The organism is Caballeronia sordidicola (assembly GCF_000729995.1).
In the GTDB taxonomy this organism is placed as follows: Bacteria; Pseudomonadota; Gammaproteobacteria; order Burkholderiales; family Burkholderiaceae; genus Caballeronia; species Caballeronia sordidicola_A.
In genome coordinates this window covers 127,900-150,155 of sequence record NZ_JNFG01000011.1, presented here as the reverse complement: position 1 = coordinate 150,155, position 22,256 = coordinate 127,900, and the positions used below count along the sequence as shown (strand labels likewise).

The window sequence follows — 22,256 nt, the reverse complement described above, 5'->3', positions numbered from 1 at the left end:
CGGCCCACATAACGCACGCGGAGGATTTGACTACCAAATCCCAACCGTGGCGCCCCTCTCGCTCACAAGTATTCGCCAAGCGTTTCAGCTGTCTTTCCTGAACTCATCGGTGGAAATCCGCAGCTTGCGAAGCTTGTCGTACAAGGTTTGCTTGGGTAGCCCAAGCGTCGTGGCCGTACGCAGCACATCACCGTGATGGCGTCTTAGTTCTTCGGTGATCATGGTGCGCTCGAAGTGCTCGACCTGTTGCGGCAAGCCGGTCAGCATGTCGTGGCCGCCTGTTGCCGAAGTGAGGTTATCGCGGAACAGGCCCAGCACGAAGCGGTCGGCCACATTGCGCAATTCGCGCACATTGCCGGGCCACGCATGGGCCATCAGCTCGGCCAGTTGAGATCGGTTGAGCAAAGGGGCCGTGCGTTGGTGGCGGCTCGCTGCCAACAGCGTGAAGTGCTCGAACAGCAGCGGGATATCTTCCCGCCGCTCGCGCAAGGGGGGTAGTTCAATGAAGGCCACGCCGATGCGGTAATACAGGTCCGAACGGAATTTCTGCTGGTCGCTCAGCACCTTCAGGTCGTCCTTCGCGGCGGCGATCACGCGGCAATCGACGTGGATCGCCTTGTTCGATCCTATCCGCTCAATACTCCGTTCCTGCAGGGCCCGCAGGAACTTGATCTGCACGGCCATCGGCATGCTCTCTATTTCGTCGAGAAACAGTGTGCCTCCGTGCGCATGCTCGAATTTGCCGATGCGCACGCGCGAGGCGCCGGTGAACGAGCCCACTTCGTGGCCGAACAGTTCGCTCTCCGCCAGTGCCTCGGACAAGCCTCCGCAGTTCAGCGGCACGTAGTTGGCGTGGCGCCGGTCGCTGTGATCGTGCAGGCAACGCGCCACCAGGTCCTTGCCGGTACCGGTCTCGCCGTAGATCACGACGTCAGCCGAGGTGCCCGCCAACGTCAGGACCGTTTCGCGCACGTGCTGCATCTGCGCCGAGCGTCCAAGCATCATCGCCTGGATGCCGTGAGTGTTCTCGATCCGGTCGCGCAGTGCCTGCACCTGTAGCGTCAGATAACGTTTTTCGGCCGCGCGGCGAACGACAGCGACCAGATGTTCCGAGGGAAAAGGCTTTTCGATGAAATCGTAAGCACCCTGGCGCATGGCCTGCACGGCCATCGCAATGTCGCCATGGCCCGTGACCAGGATCACCGGCAGATCGGGGTCGATGGTGCGGATCTCGTTCAGCCATTGCGTGCCCGGCATGCCGGGCAGCTTGACATCGCATAGCACGACGGCCGGCACGCCGGCCTTGATGTGCGAACGGGCCTCCTCGACGCTGGCAAAGCCGTCGACCTCGAGCCCGGCCAGCTCCAAAGCCTGCGTACTGCCCATGCGTACATCGGGCTCGTCCTCGACGAAGATCACCCGGATGGCTTGTTGGTCACTCATTAGCTTCAACCTTCAGTGTGGCCGCAAGCGGCAATTCGATCACGAAACAGGCGCCGCCTCCATCGATGCCGCCTCCTTCAATATTCCGGGCGCGCAGGCTGCCGCCCAGCTCGCGCACGATGTGCGCCGAGATCATCAGGCCCAACCCCAGTCCGGCGCCGGCCGGTTTGCTGGTGGTGAAGGGCTCGAACAGGCGCGGCAGGATGTCGGCGCGTATGCCGGGACCGGTGTCACTGACCTGGATGACACAGCGCTCCCCGGCCGCGTCGGCCACGCTCGCGGCGACGAGCAAGCGGCGCTGCGGCGAGGCCGCCATGGCGTCAATGGCGTTGCCCAGCAGGTTGACCAGCACCTGCTCGAGCCGAGCCTCCTCGGCGAGCGCAGCGAGGCCGGCGGGCTCCACTTGCACCACCAGTTCCACGCGGTTGTCGCGCAGCCGTTCCGCCACCAGGAACTGCGCGTTGGCGATCATTTGCTGCAATGGCACGGGTACGCGCGTGGGACTGGTCTTATGCGCAAAGGCCTTGAGCTGATAGGTCAGGCGACCGAGGCGATCCACAAGATACGCGATGCGCTGCAGATTGCCGCGCACGTCGCCTAGCCGATCCTTCTCCAGCAGCACGCAGGCGTTGTCCGAGAGCGTGCGCAATGCGGCCAGCGGCTGATTCAGCTCGTGCACCATGCCGGCCGACATCTGGCCCAGCGCCGCCATCTTGCCCGTATGCACCAGCTCTCCCTGCATGACTCGCAGGTCGGCCTCGACGGCCTTGCGCACTTCCACCTCTTCGCCGAGTTGGGCGACCGCGCTGCGCAACTCGGCCGTGCGATCGACAATCTTCGCCTCGAGGCTGTCGTGGGCGGCTTGCAGCGCGGCCTGGCCGGCGAGCTTTTGGCGCAGCGCGCGCTGGCGTTGCGCGAACACCGTCGCCAGCAACAGCATTACCGCCGTGCCCAGCCCGGCGGTAATGCCCAGCACCCATGCACTCGTCCGTACGGGCGCCACGTTGTCGAGCACGACCAGATGCCAGCCGGCCTGCTGAGTCAGGGGCCGCGTCGTAGCCAAATAAGGGCTGCCATTCAAGCGGACCAGTGAGGCGCCCGCGTCAAGGCGCTGCGCCACACGCCAGTCGAGCGGCGTCAGCGCGGCATTCCCGTAGGGGCGCGTAATGGCGATATCCGCGAGCGCTTGCTGCGTCAACGGCGCGAGCGGCCGGAACTTCCACTCATCGCGGGAAGACAGGATCACCACGTCGCGTTCGTCGACCAGCATCACATTGCCGGGAAGTTTTCTCCATTCGAGCGCGGCGTCTTCCAGGTTGACCTTGACGGTGGCGATGCCGCGCAACTGGCCTTCGTGGTAGAGGGCATAGGACAGGTAATATCCGGCGCGCTTGCTGGTGAAGCCCATGCCGTAGAAACTGCCGCGTCCATGCGCCAGTGCGTCCCTCACATAGGGCCGAAACGAGAGATCCGCACCGACCGGCGTACCCGGCTGGTCCCAGTCGGAGGCAGCGATGCCTACGCCCGCCCGGTTCAGAACATAGAGGCTGGTCGCGCCGGCGGTTGCGCTGACTCCTTGCAGATAACGATCGACCTCGTCGCGCAGGGTCGGGTCGCCGGGGGTATCGAGCAGCGCGAACACGCTGGGCGTCATCTCCAGCAGCGACGGCAGGTAATCCAGACGCTTCAGATCGCCCTCGAGTCCCGCGCCCACCATGTCGAGACGGTGCTGGGCTGCGTCGCGCAGGTTGTCCAGCTCGGATTGCATGGCCACTGCATGTCCGATCAGCGCTGCGACCACGATGAGGACAAGCGCCGCGCACACGGCCAGCGCGCGCCTGACGCTTGTCCTGGGATGGCTTCGCGGTATCTGCACTTGATTCGCAGGCTGCTGGGTCACAGGCCGATGAGTCACAGGTTGATGAGTCACAGGCTGATGACTCACAGGCCGATGAAGCACAGACGGGTGACCCGGAACCCGTGTCTGATAGTGTGCGCGAGCCGCAGCGCAGCCCTGAACGTCGACCGGGTCATGTTGTGTCTCCTCTTGGGCCTGGCGCCCCATGCGACACGGCGCGTGACCCTTGGAATGGAGGCCTGAGCGCGGTTGCGGATGCCTGGGCGGCACCCGACCGCGATTTGAAGCGCCCGTCAGTCTGCTCGTCGTCGAGATCGCCGAGCGCGTATGACGCTTCCAGCCATAGTGCTTAGATGATATCAACGCACGCATGCCGGAATACCCCGGGAATTCCCGTGAAATACGCCATTCATTCGCTCTTTTATACAGACGTTTACGGTGGGCTGATGGAGGGTTTACACCTGCTCTGCGCTGGTCTTCCTGACGTAGCGCCCGGGCGCGGGCTCGATCGGCTTGTACTTCGCATTGCCGAGTCGCTTGGGAGCCGCTTTCGCCTTGCCGGCTTGCGGTTTTAGCCACTCCATCCAGTGTGTCCACCAGCTGCCTGGGTTCGACTTTGCGGACGAAAGCCAAGCTTCTGGGTCGACGCCTAGTTCACCGTCGGTCCAGAAGCTGCGCTTGTTCTTCGATGCGGGATTGATCACGCCCGCAATATGACCGCTCGCGCCAAGCACGAATTGAGTCTTCCCGCCGCCGACCAGTTGCGTCGTGCGATACGCGCCTTTCCACGGCACGATGTGGTCCTCCAGCGTGGCGAGCACATAGCTCGGCATGTCGATGCGCCCCAGGTCCACTGGCGTGCCGCATATCGTGAGATGCGCCGGCTTGCACAGGTTGTTCTCGAGGTACATGTTGCGCAGGTACCAGGCGTACATGGGCCCGGGCAGGTTGGTGCCGTCCGCATTCCAGTACAGCAGGTCGAACGCCTGCGGCGCGCCACCCTTGAGGTAGTTGTTGACGACGTAAGGCCATATCAGGTCGTTGGCGCGCAGCGTCTGGAACACGAAGCCGAGTTCCTGACCCGGGTAGATGCCGCCGCGACCGATGGACTGTTCGCGCTGCGACACCCCCTGTTCATCGATGAACACGCCCAGGTCGCCCGGGTCGCCGAAATCCAGCATGGTCGTGAGAAGCGTGAGGCTCGCCACTGACTCGTCACCGCGCGTGCGCAGCACTGCAATGGCCGATGACAGGATCGTGCCGCCCACGCACCAGCCGACCGCGTTGACTTGATCGGCGCCGCTGATCGCGAGCCCGACCTCGATCGCTTTCATCGCACCTTTTTCAACGTAGTCGTCCCAGGTGATGTGTGCCTGCTCGGCGCCGGGGTTGCGCCATGACACCAGGAACACGGTCTGGCCTTTTTCGCTCGCGAAACGCACGAACGAGTTTTCCGGTTGAAGATCCAGGATGTAGAACTTGTTGATGCACGGCGGCACGATCACGAGCGGTCGCGTGGCGACCTCCTCGGTAAGCGGCGCGTACTGGATCAGCTGGAACAGCTCGTTCTCGAACACGACCGAGCCTTTGGAGACGGCGACATTACGGCCCACTTCGAAAGCGCTTTCATCGGTGATGGAGATGCGGCCACGCTTCAGGTCTTCGAGCAGGTTGGCAAAACCGGCCCTGACGCTTTCTCCTTTCGATTCGAGCGCGGCTGTCATGACCTCGGGGTTAGTCGCCGCGAAGTTGGCCGGACTCATCGAGTCGATGAACTGGCGCATGTAGAAGCGCAGCTTGTGCTTTTCTTTCTCCTCGATACCGGCCGCTTCGACCATGTCGTCAAGCAGGCGCGCGTTGAGCAGATACGTCTGCTTGAGCAGGCTGTACCAGGGATTGTCCCGCCAGGCGTTCGCATTGAACCGGCGGTCGCCGCGCTCGGGAACTACCGTCGGCTCCGCAGGGTTGCCGGTGGTGCTCCCAACAATGCCCATATACAGCGCCATCTGCTGTTGCCAGTAGTGGGCCTGCGCCTGCGCGAGCGCGAGGGCCGGCGGCTGGGCCGCCTTGGCGGATGCATCACCGGGCACGCCTGGGAATGCCTGCATCAGCGTCTGTGCCGATTTGAAAAAACCCTGGACGAACTCGTCCGGCATGTTGAACGGCGAGGTCATGCTGTCTCCTGTAGGTTTGGAACTGAAGATTCGCAGCTTACTGTCTGCGTTGATCTGCCCGAACGCGTATGAGGTCTCCAGCCATAACGCGTTGATGATGGCGAAAGCCAGCGTCAGCCCTGGACCGAGGATCCAGGTGAAGTGCCACATAAGATAGCCGCTCCGTGTTTCAGTATAGTTTTGCGCCGTGACTTTGAATATCTTCCACGGTGAACGGACCGCACAGCAGGCGATAAACCCAGAAGGTGTAGAGCACGACCAACGCCACCACCATCAGCATGATCCTCCGCGTTTTGGGACTTGAACTGCCGTTCCACAATGTGATGCTGCTTGCCGGATCGATCGATGAAGCCGGCAGTGGAGATGCCCGGGCTAGTGTCGCCAGGGCCCCAAGCGAGTACGCACTGCGGCAGCCGCGCATGGCGGTTGGCCGCAGCCGCAGCCAAGTGCTCCCCGAGAGGGCGGAGGTGTCACTGCATATGCTGACCGCCGTTGATGGCAATGTTGGCGCCGGTTACGAAGGCGGCCTCCTCGGAGGCCAGGTAAATGATCAGCCCGGCGACTTCCTCGGGCTTGCCGAGCCGGCCGACCGGGATGTTCGGCAGGATCTTGGAGTCTAGTATTTCCTGCGGAATGGCCGTGACCATCTTCGTGCCGATGTAACCCGGCGAGATGGTGTTGACAGTGACTCCCTTCCGGGCCACTTCGAGCGCTAGTGCTTTCGTGAAACCGTGTACCCCGGACTTGGCTGCCGAGTAATTGGTCTGGCCGAATGCGCCTTTGGAACCGTTGACGGAAGACACGTTGATGACGCGGCCCCAGTTGCGCTCGACCATGCCGTCGGCGACCTGCTTGGTCATGTTGAACAGGCTGTCGAGGTTGGTACGCAGCACCGCGTCCCAGTTGACCTTGTCCATCTTCTTGAAAGTCATGTCGCGTGTGATGCCCGCATTGTTGACCAGTACGTCGATGGCTCCAAGCTTGTCCTGCACGAGAGCGACAGCGCTCGCGCAAGAGTCGATGTCGGTCACGTCGCAGGGCACGGCGAGAATGTCATAGCCATTCTCCTTCATCTGCGCCACCCATTCGCCGTGACGGTTGTTGCCGGGCGAGTAGGTCACGGCCACCTTGTAGCCGGCATCGACCATCTTGGTGGAAATCGTTTCGCCAAGGCCGCCCATGCCTCCCGTTACCAGTACCACGCGTGCTTGTGTCATGTTCCGTCTCCTTGTTGGTGCTACGTTCAGTTGTGCTCACGCACGTCAGGCCCATTCACGCGCGTTCATGCACGTTCGACGGCCAGCGCCACGCCCATGCCGCCGCCGATGCACAGCGACGCCAGCCCCTTGTTCGCGCCGCGGCGCTTCATTTCATGCAGCAGTGTCACGAGGATCCGGCAGCCGGACGCGCCGATCGGATGACCGATGGCAATGGCGCCGCCGTTGACGTTGATCTTGCTCGTGTCCCAGTCCATTTCCTTGTTCACCGCGCAGGCCTGCGCGGCGAAGGCTTCGTTGATCTCCATTAGGTCCAGGTCTTGCGCTGACCAGCCTGCGCGTTGCAGGCACAATCGCGAGGCCGGCACCGGACCCATGCCCATGATGGTCGGGTCCAGTCCCGCCGACGCATACCCGCGGATCACAGCCAGTGGACGCAGGCCAAGCGCCGCGGCGCGCTGTGCGCTCATCACCAGCACGGCGGCAGCGCCGTCGTTGAGCCCCGATGCATTGCCCGCTGTCACACTTCCCGTTTTGTCGAAGGCCGGACGCAAACCGGCCAGCACGTCGGCACTTGTCTTGCGGTTGACGAACTCGTCGGCGGAAAAGACGATCGGTTCGCCTTTCTTCTGCGCGATGGAAAACGGCAGGATCTCGTCGGCGAACCGGCCGGCGTCCTGCGCCGCGGCGGCCTTTTGCTGCGAGGCGAGCGCGAGCGCATCCTGCAGGTCGCGCGTGATGCCGTACTGCTTCGCGACGTTCTCGGCCGTGATGCCCATGTGGTACTGGTTAAAGACGTCCCACAGGCCGTCGACGATCATGCTGTCGATCAGCTTCGCGTCGCCCATGCGAAAGCCATCGCGTGAACCGGGCAGCACGTGGGGCGCCGCGCTCATGTTTTCCTGACCACCAGCGACGACGATTTCGGCATCGCCGCACTTGACCGCTTGCGCCGCGAGCATGACGGCCTTGAGGCCCGAACCGCACACCTTGTTGATGGTCATCCCCGGAACGCTTTGCGGCAACCCGGCCTTGATGACGGTCTGGCGCGCCGGGTTCTGTCCTGCACCAGCGGTCAACACCTGGCCCATGATGACTTCGCTGACCGCGTCGGCGGGCACGCCCGCTTGCGCCAGCAGGCCCTTGACGACATGGGCGCCAAGATCGACCGCGGAGGTCTTGGCGAGCGTGCCGCCGAACTTGCCCACGGCGGTGCGGGCGGCGGCGACGATGACGATATCGGACATGTTCACTCCTTCTCAGTGGATGATGCAAAAACCAAAAAATGGGCGGCTACACAACGTCTTTGCGCTGGCGTATGTCGTGGCCATGTTTGCAAGCGGGGCTCCGACGTCAATGCAGCTTCACGTGAGGCTCGGTGCGCCGCACGATCAGGCGTGCCAAGGTGTCGAGCGCCACCTTGGGGAAACCGTGCAAGGCCAGTTCATGCATCTTGTAGAGCGACAGGTACATCGCGCGTGCGAACAGGCCTTCGATCATCAGGTTGCCGCCGATCAATCCGCCCATCATGTTGCCGACAGTGCTGAACTCGCCCAGCGAAACCAGCGAGCCAAAATCCCGGTAGAGGTAGTCCTTGAGCGGTTTACCCGCCATCCGCCGCCTGATCTGCTGCATCAAATGGGAAGCCTGCTGATGGGCAGCCTGAGCGCGTGGCGGCACGAGGATGCCTTCCCCGGCTTGCGGCCACGCACAGGCTGCGCAGTCGCCGATAGCGAAGATGTCGTCGTCGCGGGTTGCCTGCAATGTGGGCCTCACCACCAACTGGTTGACCCGATTCGTCTCGAGGCCGGCCATGTCTTTCAGGAAGTCCGGCGCCTTGACGCCGGCTGCCCAGACCACGAGTTCGGCCGGCAGGAATTGGCCGTCGGCCAGGCGCACGCCGTCTGATAATACTTCGGCAACCTTAGCATTTATGCGTACCTCCACGCCAAGCTTGCCCAGCAGGATCTCGGTCGCTTGCGACAAACGCGGCGGCAAAGCAGGCAGTACACGCGGCGCGGCCTCGACGACCGTTACCCGGATGTCCTTGTTGGGATCGACGCGATCCAGCCCGAAGGCCACCACTTCACGCGTAGTGCGATGCAGTTCGGCCGCCAGCTCGACGCCCGTGGCTCCCGCACCAATGATCACCACCTGCAACTGTTCGGGCCTCAGCGGCGTGGTCTGCGCATGCGCGCGGATACAGGCATTGACCATGCGCGAATGGAAGCGCAGCGCGTCGACGGAGGACTCCAGCCGCATCGCGTATTCGCGCACGCCCGGCGTGCCGAAGTCGTTGCTCTGGCTGCCCACCGCCATGACCAGCGTGTCGTAACCGAATGCGCGCTGTGGCGTGACCAGCAGACCCTCGTCGTCGACATGCGCCGCCACCAGCACTTCGCGCCGTTCCCGATCAAGACCCGTCATCTCGCCTACGCGATAGCGGAAGTGATGCCAATGCGACTGCGCGAGATAGCCCACCTCATGAGCGCTCATGTCCATGCTGCCGGCGGCGATCTCATGCAGCTTGGGTTTCCAGACGTGGGTGCGCTTCTTTTCGATCAGCGTGATCTCGGCCTGCCTGCGCCGGCCGAGCGTGTTGCCCAGCCGGGTCGCCAGTTCGAGCCCGCCCGCACCGCCGCCGACAATCACGATGCGGTGGCGCGGGTGATCCGTTGCGGTGTTCATGGTTGTGTCCCGGTCCGGTGTTCGCGTCGAATGCTTAGGTTAGCTACTTAGTGTTTCGAGGCCACCGGCATGTGTTCTTCGACAGCGTCGAGTACCGCTTCGGGCTCGTCGGTTGCATCCCCGGATTTGTTGTTCAGCTGTTGATGCAGCCGATCGACATCCAGGTCGCCGAGCCACTTCCCGACCACCACGGTCGCCACCCCGTTGCCGATCAGGTTCGTCAGCGCGCGCGCCTCGGACATGAAGCGATCGATGCCCAGGATCAGCGCCAGCCCCGCGACCGGCACGCCGCCCACGGCCGAGAGCGTAGCCGCCAGCACGATGAAACCGCTGCCGGTCACCCCCGCTGCGCCTTTGGAGGTAAGCATCAGGACACCCAGCAGCGTGATCTGCTGCACCAGCGTCATCGGCGTGTTGGTCGCCTGGGCGATGAACACGGCGGCCATCGTGAGGTAGATCGAGGTGCCGTCCAGGTTGAACGAGTAGCCGGTGGGGATCACCAGGCCGACCACCGACTTGCGCACCCCGAGGTTTTCCATCTTGACCATCATGCGCGGCAACGCCGCTTCCGACGAACTGGTGCCGAACACGATCAGCAGTTCTTCCTTGATGTAGCGGACGAACTTCCAGATCGAGAAACCGTGCAGCCTGGCGATGGTCCCAAGGACGACGAAGATGAAGAAGAGGCAAGTGGCATAGAACGTCGCCATCAGCTTGCCGAGCGAGAGCAGCGAACCCAGCCCGTACTCGCCGATGGTGAAGGCCATCGCGCCGAACGCGCCAATTGGGGCGACCCGCATGATCATGCCGACGATCGCGAACAGCACATGCGAGCCCTTCTCGATGATGTCGAATATCAAGGTGCCGCGGCCGCCGAACTTATGCAGCGCGAAGCCGAACATCACGGAGAAGAGCAGGACTTGCAGGATCTCGCCTTTGGCGAAGGCGTCCACGACCGTGCTGGGAATGATGTTGAAGAAGAAATCGACCGTGCCCTGCATCTTGCCGGGCGCGGTGTAGGCGGCGATGGCCTTGGGGTCGAGCGAACCTGCATCGATGTTCATGCCCGCGCCGGGCCGCAAGACGTTGATGATCACGAGCCCGACCACCAGCGCGATCGCACTCACAATCTCGAAGTACATCAAAGCCAGGCCGCCCGTCTTGCCGACCTTTTTCATGTCCTCCATGCCGGCTATGCCGACCACGACAGTGCAGAAGATGATCGGTGCGATGATCATCTTGATCAGCCTGATGAAACCATCGCCGAATGGTTTCATCGCGGTGCCGGTGTGCGGGAAGAAATGGCCCACCAGCACACCAATGAGGATCGCCGTGATGACCTGGAAATACAGCGACTTGTAGAGCGGCCGGCTTTTGGGATCGTGGTCCATGGGGTGTCTCCGTCCATGCTTGTGGGGTGGTCCAGGCGTTCACATGCCCGCGGCTCGCGCCTGCCGCTCTAAGTGTCGATGGGACTGGGCGCGGTCTTGTCTGTGGTGATCATTCGGCGCTCCGTTGCGAGCCGGCATCGACAGTTGCGAGCGCGGTCATGTTGACGATGCGGCGCACGGTCGATGACGGCGTGAGGATATGCACCGGCTGCGCTGCGCCGAGCAGGATGCCGCCCACGGTGATGCCGCCGCCTGCCGCGAGCCGCAGCAGGTTGTAGGAGATGTTGGCCGCGTCGACGTTGGGCATGACCAGCACGTTCGCTTCTTCGCTCAGGCTCGAATCCGGAAACTCGTGTTCGAGGATGCTGCGCGACAACGCCGCGTCGCCTCGCATCTCGCCATCCACCGCGAGCTGCGGATCGAGCGCCTTGACCAGCGCCAGCGCTTCGCGCATCTTGACCGCGCTTTGGGCGTCCGAACTGCCGAAGCTCGAATGCGACAGCAGCGCCACGCTCGGCGTGATGCCGAAGCGGCGCACCTCCTCGGCGGCGAGCAGCGTGATTTCGGCAAGCTGCGCGGCGCTCGGATCGTGATTGACATGGGTATCGCAGATGAAGAGCTGGCGACCCGGGAGCATCAGCATCTGCATGGCCGCGAAGGTCTGGCTGCCATGCTTGAGCCCGATGACATCGCGCACATGGGCAAGGTGATCCTGGTAACGTCCGACAGTGCCGCACAGCATGGCGTCGGCGCGGCCCTCGCGCAGCATCATTGCGCCAAGCAGCGTGCCGCGGCTGCGCATCTCGGCCTGAGCCTGCACGCGCGATACGCCGCGGCGGCGCGCGAGCTGGTAGTAAGCCTCGGCCGCGTCACCATAGATCTCAGGGTCGAGCGGGTCGACACACTCGTAGTCGACTCCGGAGCGCAGGCGCAGGCCGTATTGCTCGATGCGCTCGGCGAGCGTCGCTGGGCGGCCCACGAGCAGCGGCCGGGCGATCCCTTCGTCGACTGCTACCTGTGCGGCGCGCAGCACGCGTTCGTCCTCGCCCTCCGCGAAGAGCACGCGCTTCGCGTTGAGCTTGGCGGCGGCGAACACCGGCTGCATCGCGTTGCCGGAATGGTAGACAAACTGGCCCAGGCGCTGCCGGTAGGCCGTCATGTCTTCAATAGGTCGTGTGGCGACGCCGCTGTCCATTGCCGCTTGTGCAACCGCCGGCGCCACTACTTCGATCAGGCGCGGATCGAACGGCTTCGGAATCAGGTATTGCGCGCCGAAGCGCAGGCCGGCCGCGCCATAAGCTTGCGCCACCACTTCCGGGATCTCAGCGTGCGCCAGCTCGGCGATCGCGCGCACGGTCGCCAGTTTCATCGCTTCGTTGATCGTGGTGGCGCCGACATCAAGCGCGCCACGGAAGATGAACGGGAAACACAAGACGTTGTTAACCTGGTTCGGATAGTCGGAGCGGCCCGTGCCGATGACTGCGTCGGGGCGCACTGCGAGCGCATCTTCGGGCATGATCTCCGGGTTCGGGTTGGCCATCGCCAGGATGATCGGCGCGCGCGCCATGAGCTTGACCATGTCGGCCGTGAGCACGCCGCCGGCCGACAGGCCCAGGAAGATGTCGGCTCCTTCGATGATCTCGCCGAGCTTGCGCGCCGGCGTGTCCTGCGCATAGCGCGCCTTGTTGGGATCCATCTGCTCCTTGCGGCCAACGTAGACGACACCGTTGCTGTCGGACACGAAGATCTTGTGCATGGGCAGCCCGAGGCTGACGATCAGGTCCAGGCACGCAAGCGCTGCAGCGCCCGCGCCCGAGGCCACCAGCGTGACCTCTGAGATGTCCTTGCCGACCAGGCGGAGCGCATTCAGGATGGCCGCGGCGGCTACGATCGCGGTGCCATGCTGGTCATCGTGGAAGACCGGGATCTTCATGCGCTCGCGCAGCTTCTTCTCGATGTAGAAACATTCGGGTGCCTTGATGTCCTCCAGGTTGATGCCGCCGAAGGTCGGCTCCATGCGCGCGATGGTGTCGATCAGCTTGTCGGGGTCGGCCTCGTCGAGTTCGATGTCGAATACGTCGATGCCGGCGAACTTCTTGAAGAGGCACGCCTTGCCTTCCATCACCGGCTTGCCCGCGAGCGCGCCTATGTTGCCGAGACCCAGCACCGCGGTGCCGTTGGTCACCACGGCGACCAGGTTGTTGCGCGCGGTCAGGTTGCCCGCCTCACGCGGATCCTCGACGATGGCAAGACACGCTTCAGCCACGCCCGGCGAATAGGCAAGACCCAGGTCGCGCTGGGTGGCCATGGCCTTGGTCGGCGTGACAGAAATCTTGCCCGGTGTCGGGTAGCGGTGATAGTCGAGCGCTGCTTCGCGCAGGGAGTCCGTCATGGTGTCTTGTCTCCAGGAGTTTGTTGGGGCAGCGTGGTGGAGCGAAGGCGCGTCTATTTCTTTTTCTGCGGCGGCAGGTCGGTGCAGTGACCTTCGAAGACTTCAGCGGCCATGCCGATCGACTCGCCCAGCGTTGGGTGCGGATGAATTGTCTTGCCGATGTCGGCAGGTTCACAGCCCATCTCGATTGCCAGGCACACCTCGCTGATCAAGTCGCCGGCATGGGTGCCGACAATCCCTCCGCCGATCACGCGATGCGTGGCTTCGTCGAAGATAAGCTTGGTGAAACCCTCGTCGCGGCCGTTGGCAATTGCACGTCCCGAGGCGGCCCACGGGAACACCGCGCGGCCGATCTTGATTCCCTCGGCCTTGCACTGCTCCTCGGTCTTGCCGGCCCATGCCACCTCGGGGTCGGTATAGGCCACCGAAGGGATCTGGCGTGCGTCGAAGAAGGAAGGCTCGCCATGCGCGACCTCGGCCGCTACATGCGCTTCGTGCACCGCCTTGTGCGCAAGCATCGGCTCACCGACAACGTCGCCGATCGCGAAGATGTGCGGCACATTGGTGCGCATCTGCTTGTCGACGTTGATGAAACCGCGCTCCGTGACTGCCACGCCGGCCTTGTCGGCATCGATTCTCTTGCCGTTCGGGCTGCGGCCGACTGCGACCAGCACGAGGTCGTAGACCTGCGGCTCAGCATGCGCCTTTTCCCCCTCGAAGCTGACTTCGATACCCGCGTCCGTCGCCTTCGCGCCCACGGCCCGGGTCTTCAGCATCACGTGATCAAAGCGATGGGCGTTCATCTTGTCCCACACCTTGACGAGGTCGCGGTCGGCGCCTTGCATCAGGCCGTCGAGCATCTCGACCACATCGATGCGCGTGCCGAGCGTCGAGTAGACCGTCGCCATTTCCAGCCCGATGATGCCGCCGCCCACCACCAGCATCCGCTTGGGGATGGACTTCAGTTTCAGCGCGCCGGTCGAGTCGACAACACGCTCGTCTTCGGGCATGAAGGGCAGCTTCACCGCCTGCGAACCCGCAGCGATGATCGCCTTGGCGAACTTCACGACACGCTTACCGCCGTCCGCTGTCGCAACCTCAATGTGATGTGCATCGACAAAGCTGCCGACGCCCGTAACGACCTCGACCTTGCGGGCGCGGGCCATGCCGGCGAGGCCGCCGGTAAGCTTGCCGACCACGCCGTCCTTGAACGCACGCAGCTTGTCGAGATCGATCTCGGGCGGCCCGTAGCGCACGCCGTGGTCGGGAAGGTGTTTCACCTCGTCGATCACCGACGCGGTATGCAACAACGCCTTCGACGGGATGCAACCCACGTTCAGGCACACGCCGCCCAGGGTGGGATAGCGCTCGACCAACACGGTCTTCATCCCGAGGTCGGCGCTTCGGAAGGCAGCAGAGTAGCCGCCTGGGCCTGCTCCTAACACCAGCACCTCGCATTCGACATCGGCTTTGCCGCCGTAGCTTGCGGCCACCGGTGCAGGGGTAGGGGCGGATGGCGGTGCCGCGACCGCGGGCTGCGCCGGTGGAGCAGCAGCGGCCTTGGCGGCCTCACTAGCCTCAATCACCAAAATCACCGAGCCTTCGCTAACCTGATCGTTGACCTTGACCTTGATCTCCTTGACCAAGCCAGCCTGACTCGATGGAATCTCCATGGAGGCTTTGTCGGACTCGACCATGATCAAACCGGTGTCGACGGCGATTACCTCACCGACCTTGACCATCACCTCGATCACGGCGACATCCTTGAAGTCGCCGATATCGGGCACTTTCACGTCCACAAGATTGGCCATTGCGACACATTCCTCAGAAGAGCACGCGCCGCAGATCGGCGAGCAGTTTGGCGAAATGGACGTTGAATCGCGCAGCGGCGGCGCCGTCTATTACGCGATGGTCCCAGGACAGCGACAGCGGCAGCGTCAGGCGCGACGTCCAGGTCTTGCCGTCGCCGGAGTGCTGTTTCCAGTAGCTCTTGCACACGCCCATGATGGCCACCTCGGGCGCGTTGATGATGGGCGTGAAGTAGATGCCGCCGATCCCGCCCAGCGAACTGATCGTGAACGTGCCGCCTTGCATCTGCTCGGGTTTGAGCTTGCCGTCGCGCGCCAGCTTGGCGAGTTCCCCCATCTCACGGGCGATCTCCGGCACGCTCTTTTTATCGGCATCGCGGATCACCGGCACCATCAGTCCGTTGGGCGTGTCGGCTGCAAATCCGATGTGGTAGTACTGCTTGAGGATCAGCACATCGCCGTCGGCGCTTTTCTCGAGACTTGAGTTGAACTCGGGAAACGCCTTGAGCGTGGCGACCGCCGCTTTCATCATGAACGGCAGCATGCTGAGCTTGACGCCCGATTTCTCCAGCTCCTTGTTCATCTGCACGCGGAATTGCTCGAGATCGGTAATGTCCGCCTCGTCGTGCGTGGTGACATGCGGGATAACGACCCAGTTGCGATGCAGGTTGGCCGCCGAGATCTTCTTGATCCGTGACAACTCGCGGCGTTCGACAGGACCGAATTTCGCGAAGTCTACCTTCGGCCAAGGCAGCAGATCGAGGCCTCCAATACCTGCACCGGGCGCCGCCGAGCCTTTCGCTGCCGTGCCGGAAGCGCCGGCGGATGCGCCGCCTTTGGCGAAAGCCTCCACGTCTTCACGCAGGATGCGGCCGTGATCGCCCGTGCCCTTGACCTGACCAAGATCGACACTGAGCTCGCGCGCCACCTTGCGCACTGCCGGACTCGCGTAGGCGAGGGCGAAGCGGGCTTCGTCTATGCCGCTACCCGTCGCCGTCGCGGCTGGGGATGTCGGACTCGCCGCCGGACTCGCCGCCGGCGCTGTGGCCGCTACGGGAACAGTAGCGGCAGGGCCTGCATCCGTCACGAGAGACATGATGATGCTGCCCTCGTTGACCGTATCGCCGAGTTTGATGCGTATCTCCTCGACCACGCCGCCGAGCGGCGCGGGCACGTCCATGGTGGCCTTGTCGGATTCGAGCGAGATGAGCGGATCTTCCGCTTTGACGGTGTCTCCAACCTTGACGTAGATCTCGATCACCGGCACGTCCTTGAAGTCGCCGATGTCGGGCACGCGCACCTCAGCCCGTCCAGCGGGCGCGCTCACCGGCGAAGGCGGCGCGCTGACGCTGGGCTTGACCGCCTCCGCGGGGGACGCGGCAGCATCGTCGGCGAACTGCATGATCACGCTGCCTTCGCTGACCGTGTCACCGATCTTCGCGACGATCGCCTTGACCACGCCGCCGCGCGGGGCGGGCACGTCCATGGTGGCCTTGTCGGACTCGAGCGAGACCAGCGGGTCTTCGGCCTTGACGGTGTCCCCGACATTGACGTAGATCTCGATCACCGGCACGTCCTTGAAATCGCCGATGTCGGGTACCTTGATATCGATTGCCTGGCTCATTACGGTATCCTCATCGTCTCAAACGGTCCACGGCGCGGCGCGCTCGGTGTCCAGGCCATACTTTGTAATAGCCTCGGCTACGATTTGTGGTTTGATCACGCCGTCGTCGGCCAGGGACTTAAGCGCCGCCACCGTCACGTAATAGCGATCCACCTCGAAAAAGCGCCGCAGCTTGGCGCGGTAGTCGCTGCGCCCGAAACCGTCGGTGCCTAGCACGGTGTACCGACGCCCGCCGTTCTGGACCTGCTCGCGCACCTGGTCGGCGTAGGCGCGCATGTAGTCAGTCGAGGCAACAAGGGGTCCCTCGTGGCCTTCGAGCTTGCTTTCAAGCCAGCTCTTGCGTGGCGGTTCGGTCGGATGCAGCAGGTTCCAGCGCTGCGTCGCCATGCCGTCGCGACGCAGCTCGTTGAAGCTCGTCGCACTCCAGACATCGGCTGTGATCTTGAAGTCGTTCTTGAGCAGGTCGGCTGCAGCGATCACCTCGCGCAGGATGGTGCCGCTGCCCATGAGCTGCACCCTGTGCCCTTTCTTGATGCTCTCACCACCGTCCTGCAGCTTGTACAAGCCCTTGAGGATGCCTTCCTCCGCGCCCGCGCCGGAATCGGCGAGACCGGGGTGGGGATAGTTTTCGTTCATCAGGGTGATGTAATAGAAAACATCCTCCTGTTGCTCGAACATGCGCCGCAGGCCTTCGCGCACGATGGTCACCACTTCGTAGGCGAACGTCGGGTCGTACGAGATGCAGTTCGGGATGGTGCCGGCAATGATGTGGCTATGACCGTCCTCGTGCTGCAGGCCTTCGCCATTGAGCGTGGTGCGCCCGGCGGTGCCGCCCAGCAGGAAGCCGCGCGCGCGGATATCGCCGGCCAGCCACGCAAGATCGCCCACGCGCTGGAGCCCGAACATGGAGTAGTAGATGTAGAACGGAATCATCGGCACGTTGCTCGTGCTGTACGAAGTAGCCGCGACAATCCAGCTCGACATCGCACCGCCTTCGTTGATGCCTTCCTGCAGCACCTGGCCGTCCTTCGACTCACGGTAATACATCAACTGGTCCGCATCCTGCGGCTTGTAGAGCTGTCCCACCGACGAATAAATGCCGAGCTGGCGGAACATCCCTTCCATGCCGAAGGTGCGCGATTCGTCGGGCACGATGGGCACCACGTGTTTGCCAATAGCCTTGTCGCGTACGAGGGTGCCCAGCATCTGCACGAAGGCCATGGTGGTGGATATCTCGCGCGCGCCGGTGGGTTCGAGCAGGCGCTTGAAGGTGTCGAGCGGCGGGATCTCGAGCGCGGTGGAGCGGCGCCGGCGCTGCGGCAGGTACCCGCCCAGCGCTTCGCGATGCGCGCGCAGGTACTTCATCTCGGGGCTGTCCTCCGGCAGCTTGATGAAGGGCATGTTGGCAAGATCTTCATCGGCGACCGGAATCTGGAAACGGTCGCGGAAACTGCGCAGCGCGTCCTGGGTCATCTTCTTGGCCTGGTGGGCGATCATCTGCCCCTCTCCCGATTCACCCATGCCGTAGCCCTTGACGGTCTTGGGCAGGATCAGCGTCGGCTGGCCCGTGTGCTTGACCGCTGCCGCGTAGGCGGCGAACACCTTGTCGGGATCGTGGCCGCCGCGCGTCAGGCTCCATATCTCGTCGTCACTCATGTCGGCGACCAGTGCCGTGAGTTCCTCGTACTTGCCGAAGAAATGCTCGCGAACATAGGCGCCGCTCTTGCTCTTGAAGTCCTGGTATTCGCCGTCGACGCACTCTTCCATGCGCTTGAGCAACAGGCCGCTCGTGTCTTTCGCGAGCAGCTTGTCCCAGCCGCCGCCCCACAGTACCTTGATGACGTTCCAGCCGGCGCCGCGAAAGACGGACTCGAGTTCCTGCACGATCTTGCCGTTGCCGCGCACCGGGCCGTCGAGCCGCTGCAGGTTGCAGTTGATGACGAAGATCAGGTTGTCCAGCCGCTCGCGGCCGGCCAGCGAAATCGCGCCCAGCGACTCGGGCTCGTCCATCTCGCCGTCGCCCATGAAGGCCCAGACCTTGCGCGGTGCGGTGTCGGCAAGGCTGCGGCCCTGCAGGTATTTGAGGAAGCGCGCCTGGTAGATCGCCATGAGCGGACCCAGGCCCATCGACACGGTCGGGAACTGCCAGAAGTCCGGCATCAGCCACGGATGCGGGTAAGAGGGGATGCCCTTGCCACCGGTTTCCTGACGGTAGCCGAGCAGTTGCTCTTCGCTCAGGCGCCCTTCGACAAAGGCGCGTGAATAAATGCCCGGCGCGCTGTGCCCCTGGATGTAGATCAGGTCGCCGCCATGCGTCTCTGTCGGCGCATGCCAGAAGTGGCCGAAGCCGATGTCATACAGCGTGGCCGCGGACTGGAAACTGGCGATGTGGCCGCCGAGTTCCGAGCTATCCTTGTTGGCGCGCAGGATGATGGCCATTGCGTTCCAGCGGATGATGGAGCGCAGCCGATGCTCGATCGCGCGATCCCCCGGCGAGCGCTCTTCCTCCTCGGGCGCGATGGTGTTCTTGTAGGCCGTGTTCAGCGACTGGGGCGCGTAGGTCCCTTCACGCTGCGCCTGCTCCACTACACGGGTGACGAGGTAGCGGGCTCGCGGGATTCCGCGATGCGCCTGAACCGCGCGCAGGGCATCCATCCACTCGCTGGTCTCGAGCGGGTCGAGGTCATCGTTAGCGTTCATCTTGTCTCCACTTGTCGTGTCGTGTCGCGTCCGTGGTCGCGCGGCACATTGTCCCGTCGATAATGCAATGGCCATGCCATGTGCCGCGTCAATCAAACAGGTAAATCAAGTCGTTGATTAAACTGGGGTTGCTACAAGAGAAATTGAGGCGCCAGAACGATGCATCGGAATCGCAGCACGGGTGTGGTCTGGTTTTCCGTGCAGCCGGATAAGGGTAATTGCGAAGCCTCGAAAGCTGGGGTCACCACTCAAGACGCAGCTAACCCAGGCGCGCGTAAACAATCTGCTTTCATTTCACACGAAAACGGCTCTTGAGAGCATCGACGATTAAAAACTCACGAATGCGTTTGGATGAACTCCTCAATCCTTGGACAAACCATCTCGCGCCAGCGGCGCCCCGAAAAAATGCCGAAATGCCCGCATTGCGCAGCGGTGAATTGCAGCCGCTTCGCATCGGGAATCGCAGTGCACAAATCGTGCGCCGCATGCGTCTGGCCAGAACCGGAAATATCGTCGAGCTCTCCTTCAATGGTGAACAGGGCGACCCCTTCGATGTCCTGCGGACGTACCAGTTTCCCGCCGACCCACCAGGTTCCCATCGGCAGGCTGAACTCCTGGAACACGGTTCGAATTGTTTCCAGGTAATACTCGGCCGGCATATCCAGCACCGCGTTATATTCGTTGTAGAACTTGCGATGTTCTTCGGCAAGTTCGTCCTCTCCTCTGATCAAATGCTCGTGAAATTCCCGATGACTTTGCGCATGGCGCTCGGGATTCATCGCAACGAAACCCGCATGCTGCAGGAAGCCCGGATACACCTTGCGCCCAGATCCCGGATGACTGGCCGGGACGCGATAGATCACGCTGTTTTCAAACCATGAGTAGGTTTTTTCCGTTGCCAGCGCGTTCACCTGCGTAGGCGATTTGCGCGGGTCGATAGGGCCGCCCATCATGGTCATTGTCTTCGGCAGTTTCGTGTCGCCGGCGCTCGCCATCAGCGCGATCGCCGCGAGCACCGGAACCGTCGGCTGGCAGACCGAGATGACATGCAGGTCAGGGCCGAGCAGCCGAATGAAATCCTGCACGTAATACACGTAGTCATGCAAATGGAACAAACCCTCGGACAAGGGCACCCTGCGTGCGTCGGTCCAGTCGGTAATGTAGACATCGTGGTTCGGCAGCAAGCCATGTACGGTGTCACGCAGCAAGGTCGAATGATGACCGGACAGAGGTGCCACGAGCAGCACCTTGGGGTGGTTCAGTCGAGCCAATTCCTCATCGCTTAGATCTTTCCGGAAATGCAGCAGCGCACAAAACGGCTTGTTGAGGGTCACCTCTTCTGAAATGCCGACGGTCTTGCCGCCGACCACGGTCGTGTGAATCGCGAATGGCGGTTTTTCATATGCCTTGCCGAGCCGGTACATCAACTCGTATCCAGCCGCGATGTGGCGCACAAACGGTATGCGCGCCACGGGCGAGACCGGATGGATCAGCAATTTGGCCCATGCATTCGCCCATTGCAAGAAGGGTGCTACGAGAGAGCGATTCTGTTCATGCAATTGATAAAGCATAGTTATCCAGATAAATTGCTCAGGGAGCTTATAGAAATACGAGCCGCATAAAATTCCTGGCGATCACGCCGTCAGCGACAACTGCTCCCGCTTGGCGACCGCGCTGCGCCGGTAAAGCACCAGGGTGCCAATCAGGCCGCACACCGCAGCAAAGCTCATCCACAAGCCGGGCGCGCCTTTGTTGTTCGTTACCTGGATCAGGAAGGTCAGGATGACGGGCGTGAAGCCCCCGAAGATCGCAGTCGCCAGGCTGTAGGCCAGCGAGAACCCCGAGGTCCGCACGTCGACCGGCATCACCTCGGTGAGCGCCACGACCATCGCGCCGTTATAACTGCCGTATAGGAACGACAGCCACAACTCGGCAATCAGCATCTTCGGGAAGGTCGGCCCGTCGACCAGCCAGACCATCACCGGATAAGCGGTCAGGATGGTCAGCAACGTGAAGCCGATCAGTAGCGGCTTGCGTCCAACGCGGTCGGACAAAGCGCCCATGACCGGCAACCAGAACAGGTTGGATACGCCGATGCAGAACGTGACAATCAGGCTGTCTTCCGCCGAGAGCTTCAGCACACTGCGCCCGAATGTCGGCGTGTAGATTGTGATCAGGTAGAACGACACCGTCGTCATCACAACCAGCATCATCCCGGCCAGTACGATGCCCCAGTTGCGCATCATCGAGCGGAAAATTTCGCTCGCGTTCGGCCTGTGCTTGCGAGCGGTGAACTCCTCGGTTTCCTGTAGCGAACGACGGATCACGAAGAGAAACGGCACGATCATGCAACCGATAAAGAACGGAATGCGCCAGCCCCATGCGGCAATCGCAGCCTGTCCCATGGTGGCGCTCAGCGTATAGCCAATCACGGCGGCCACGATGATCGCGGCCTGCTGGCTGGCCGACTGCCAGCTCACATAGAAGCCCTTGTGACCGGGCGTCGCCATTTCAGCGAGATAGACCGACACACCGCCCAGTTCCACGCCGGCAGAGAAACCCTGCAGCAAGCGGCCGATCAGCACCAGCAGCGGTGCGAACAGACCGATGGTCATGTAACCCGGCACGAAGGCCACCAGCACGGTGCCCATCGCCATGATCGCGAGCGTCGTGATCAGCCCCTGCCGCCGGCCTACCTTATCGATGTAAGCACCCAAAACAATCGCGCCGACAGGCCGCATGATGAAACCCGCGCCAAACGTGCCGAACGTCAGCATCAGCGAGGCGAACTCACTGTCGGCCGGGAAATAGGTCTTGGCGATATAGGTTGCGTAAAAGCCAAACAGGAAGAAATCGAACATCTCCAGGAAATTGCCGCTGGTTACCCGGACAACCATTCCGAACTTGGATTGTGTTGCGTTAGCGTTCGACATTTTCGCCGTCTCCAGAATCTGATTCTTG

13 protein-coding genes are annotated in these 22,256 nt (G+C 62.7%); all 13 read right to left on the bottom strand.

The features are described from left to right. Positions 1–84: 84 nt before the first annotated feature. Entirely contained in the window at positions 85–1,443 is a 1,359-nt protein-coding gene (locus tag FH08_RS0112435; protein WP_031358635.1) for a sigma-54-dependent transcriptional regulator, read from the bottom strand. Next, positions 1,436–3,319, bottom strand: a complete 1,884-nt coding sequence (locus tag FH08_RS0112430; protein WP_235210346.1) for a sensor histidine kinase — start codon at positions 3,317–3,319, stop codon at positions 1,436–1,438. The genes FH08_RS0112435 and FH08_RS0112430 overlap by 8 nt, the downstream gene beginning before the upstream one ends. A gap of 437 nt (positions 3,320–3,756) precedes the next feature. Next, positions 3,757–5,625 carry a cytochrome bd-I oxidase subunit CydX gene (gene cydX, locus FH08_RS0112425; RefSeq protein ID WP_081889454.1) on the bottom strand — a complete coding sequence of 623 codons (1,869 nt, stop codon included), beginning with the start codon at positions 5,623–5,625 and terminating at the stop codon, positions 3,757–3,759. A 320-nt stretch (positions 5,626–5,945) separates the two neighbouring features. After that, a complete protein-coding gene (phbB, locus tag FH08_RS0112415) occupies positions 5,946–6,692 on the bottom strand; it encodes an acetoacetyl-CoA reductase (protein WP_031358632.1) in 747 nt (248 codons plus the stop codon). 65 nt (positions 6,693–6,757) lie between these two features. Beyond that, a complete protein-coding gene (locus tag FH08_RS0112410) occupies positions 6,758–7,939 on the bottom strand; it encodes an acetyl-CoA C-acetyltransferase (RefSeq protein ID WP_031358631.1) in 1,182 nt (393 codons plus the stop codon). Positions 7,940–8,045: 106 nt separating this feature from the next. Then, positions 8,046–9,380 (bottom strand): NAD(P)/FAD-dependent oxidoreductase, encoded by a 1,335-nt coding sequence (locus FH08_RS0112405; protein WP_031358630.1) that lies wholly within the window; start codon positions 9,378–9,380, stop codon positions 8,046–8,048. Positions 9,381–9,427: 47 nt separating this feature from the next. Then, positions 9,428–10,771, bottom strand: a complete 1,344-nt coding sequence (locus tag FH08_RS0112400) for a dicarboxylate/amino acid:cation symporter (RefSeq protein WP_031358629.1) — start codon at positions 10,769–10,771, stop codon at positions 9,428–9,430. Positions 10,772–10,880: 109 nt separating this feature from the next. Further along, a complete protein-coding gene (locus FH08_RS0112395) occupies positions 10,881–13,163 on the bottom strand; it encodes an NADP-dependent malic enzyme (protein WP_031358628.1) in 2,283 nt (760 codons plus the stop codon). A 53-nt stretch (positions 13,164–13,216) separates the two neighbouring features. Continuing rightward, a complete protein-coding gene (gene lpdA / locus FH08_RS0112390; protein WP_031358627.1) occupies positions 13,217–14,974 on the bottom strand; it encodes a dihydrolipoyl dehydrogenase in 1,758 nt (585 codons plus the stop codon). Between the two features lie 13 nt (positions 14,975–14,987). Beyond that, positions 14,988–16,595, bottom strand: coding sequence for a dihydrolipoyllysine-residue acetyltransferase (aceF, locus tag FH08_RS0112385; protein ID WP_031358626.1), 1,608 nt, complete (start codon positions 16,593–16,595; stop codon positions 14,988–14,990). Between the two features lie 18 nt (positions 16,596–16,613). Beyond that, positions 16,614–19,295 carry a pyruvate dehydrogenase (acetyl-transferring), homodimeric type gene (gene aceE / locus FH08_RS0112380; RefSeq protein WP_031358625.1) on the bottom strand — a complete coding sequence of 894 codons (2,682 nt, stop codon included), beginning with the start codon at positions 19,293–19,295 and terminating at the stop codon, positions 16,614–16,616. A gap of 335 nt (positions 19,296–19,630) precedes the next feature. After that, the gene (locus tag FH08_RS0112375; protein WP_031358624.1) at positions 19,631–20,866 is read right to left on the bottom strand and encodes a polyhydroxyalkanoate depolymerase; all 1,236 of its coding nucleotides are present in this window, start codon (positions 20,864–20,866) and stop codon (positions 19,631–19,633) included. Positions 20,867–20,929: 63 nt separating this feature from the next. Next, positions 20,930–22,228 (bottom strand): MFS transporter, encoded by a 1,299-nt coding sequence (locus FH08_RS0112370; protein WP_031358623.1) that lies wholly within the window; start codon positions 22,226–22,228, stop codon positions 20,930–20,932. Positions 22,229–22,256 lie beyond the last annotated feature (28 nt).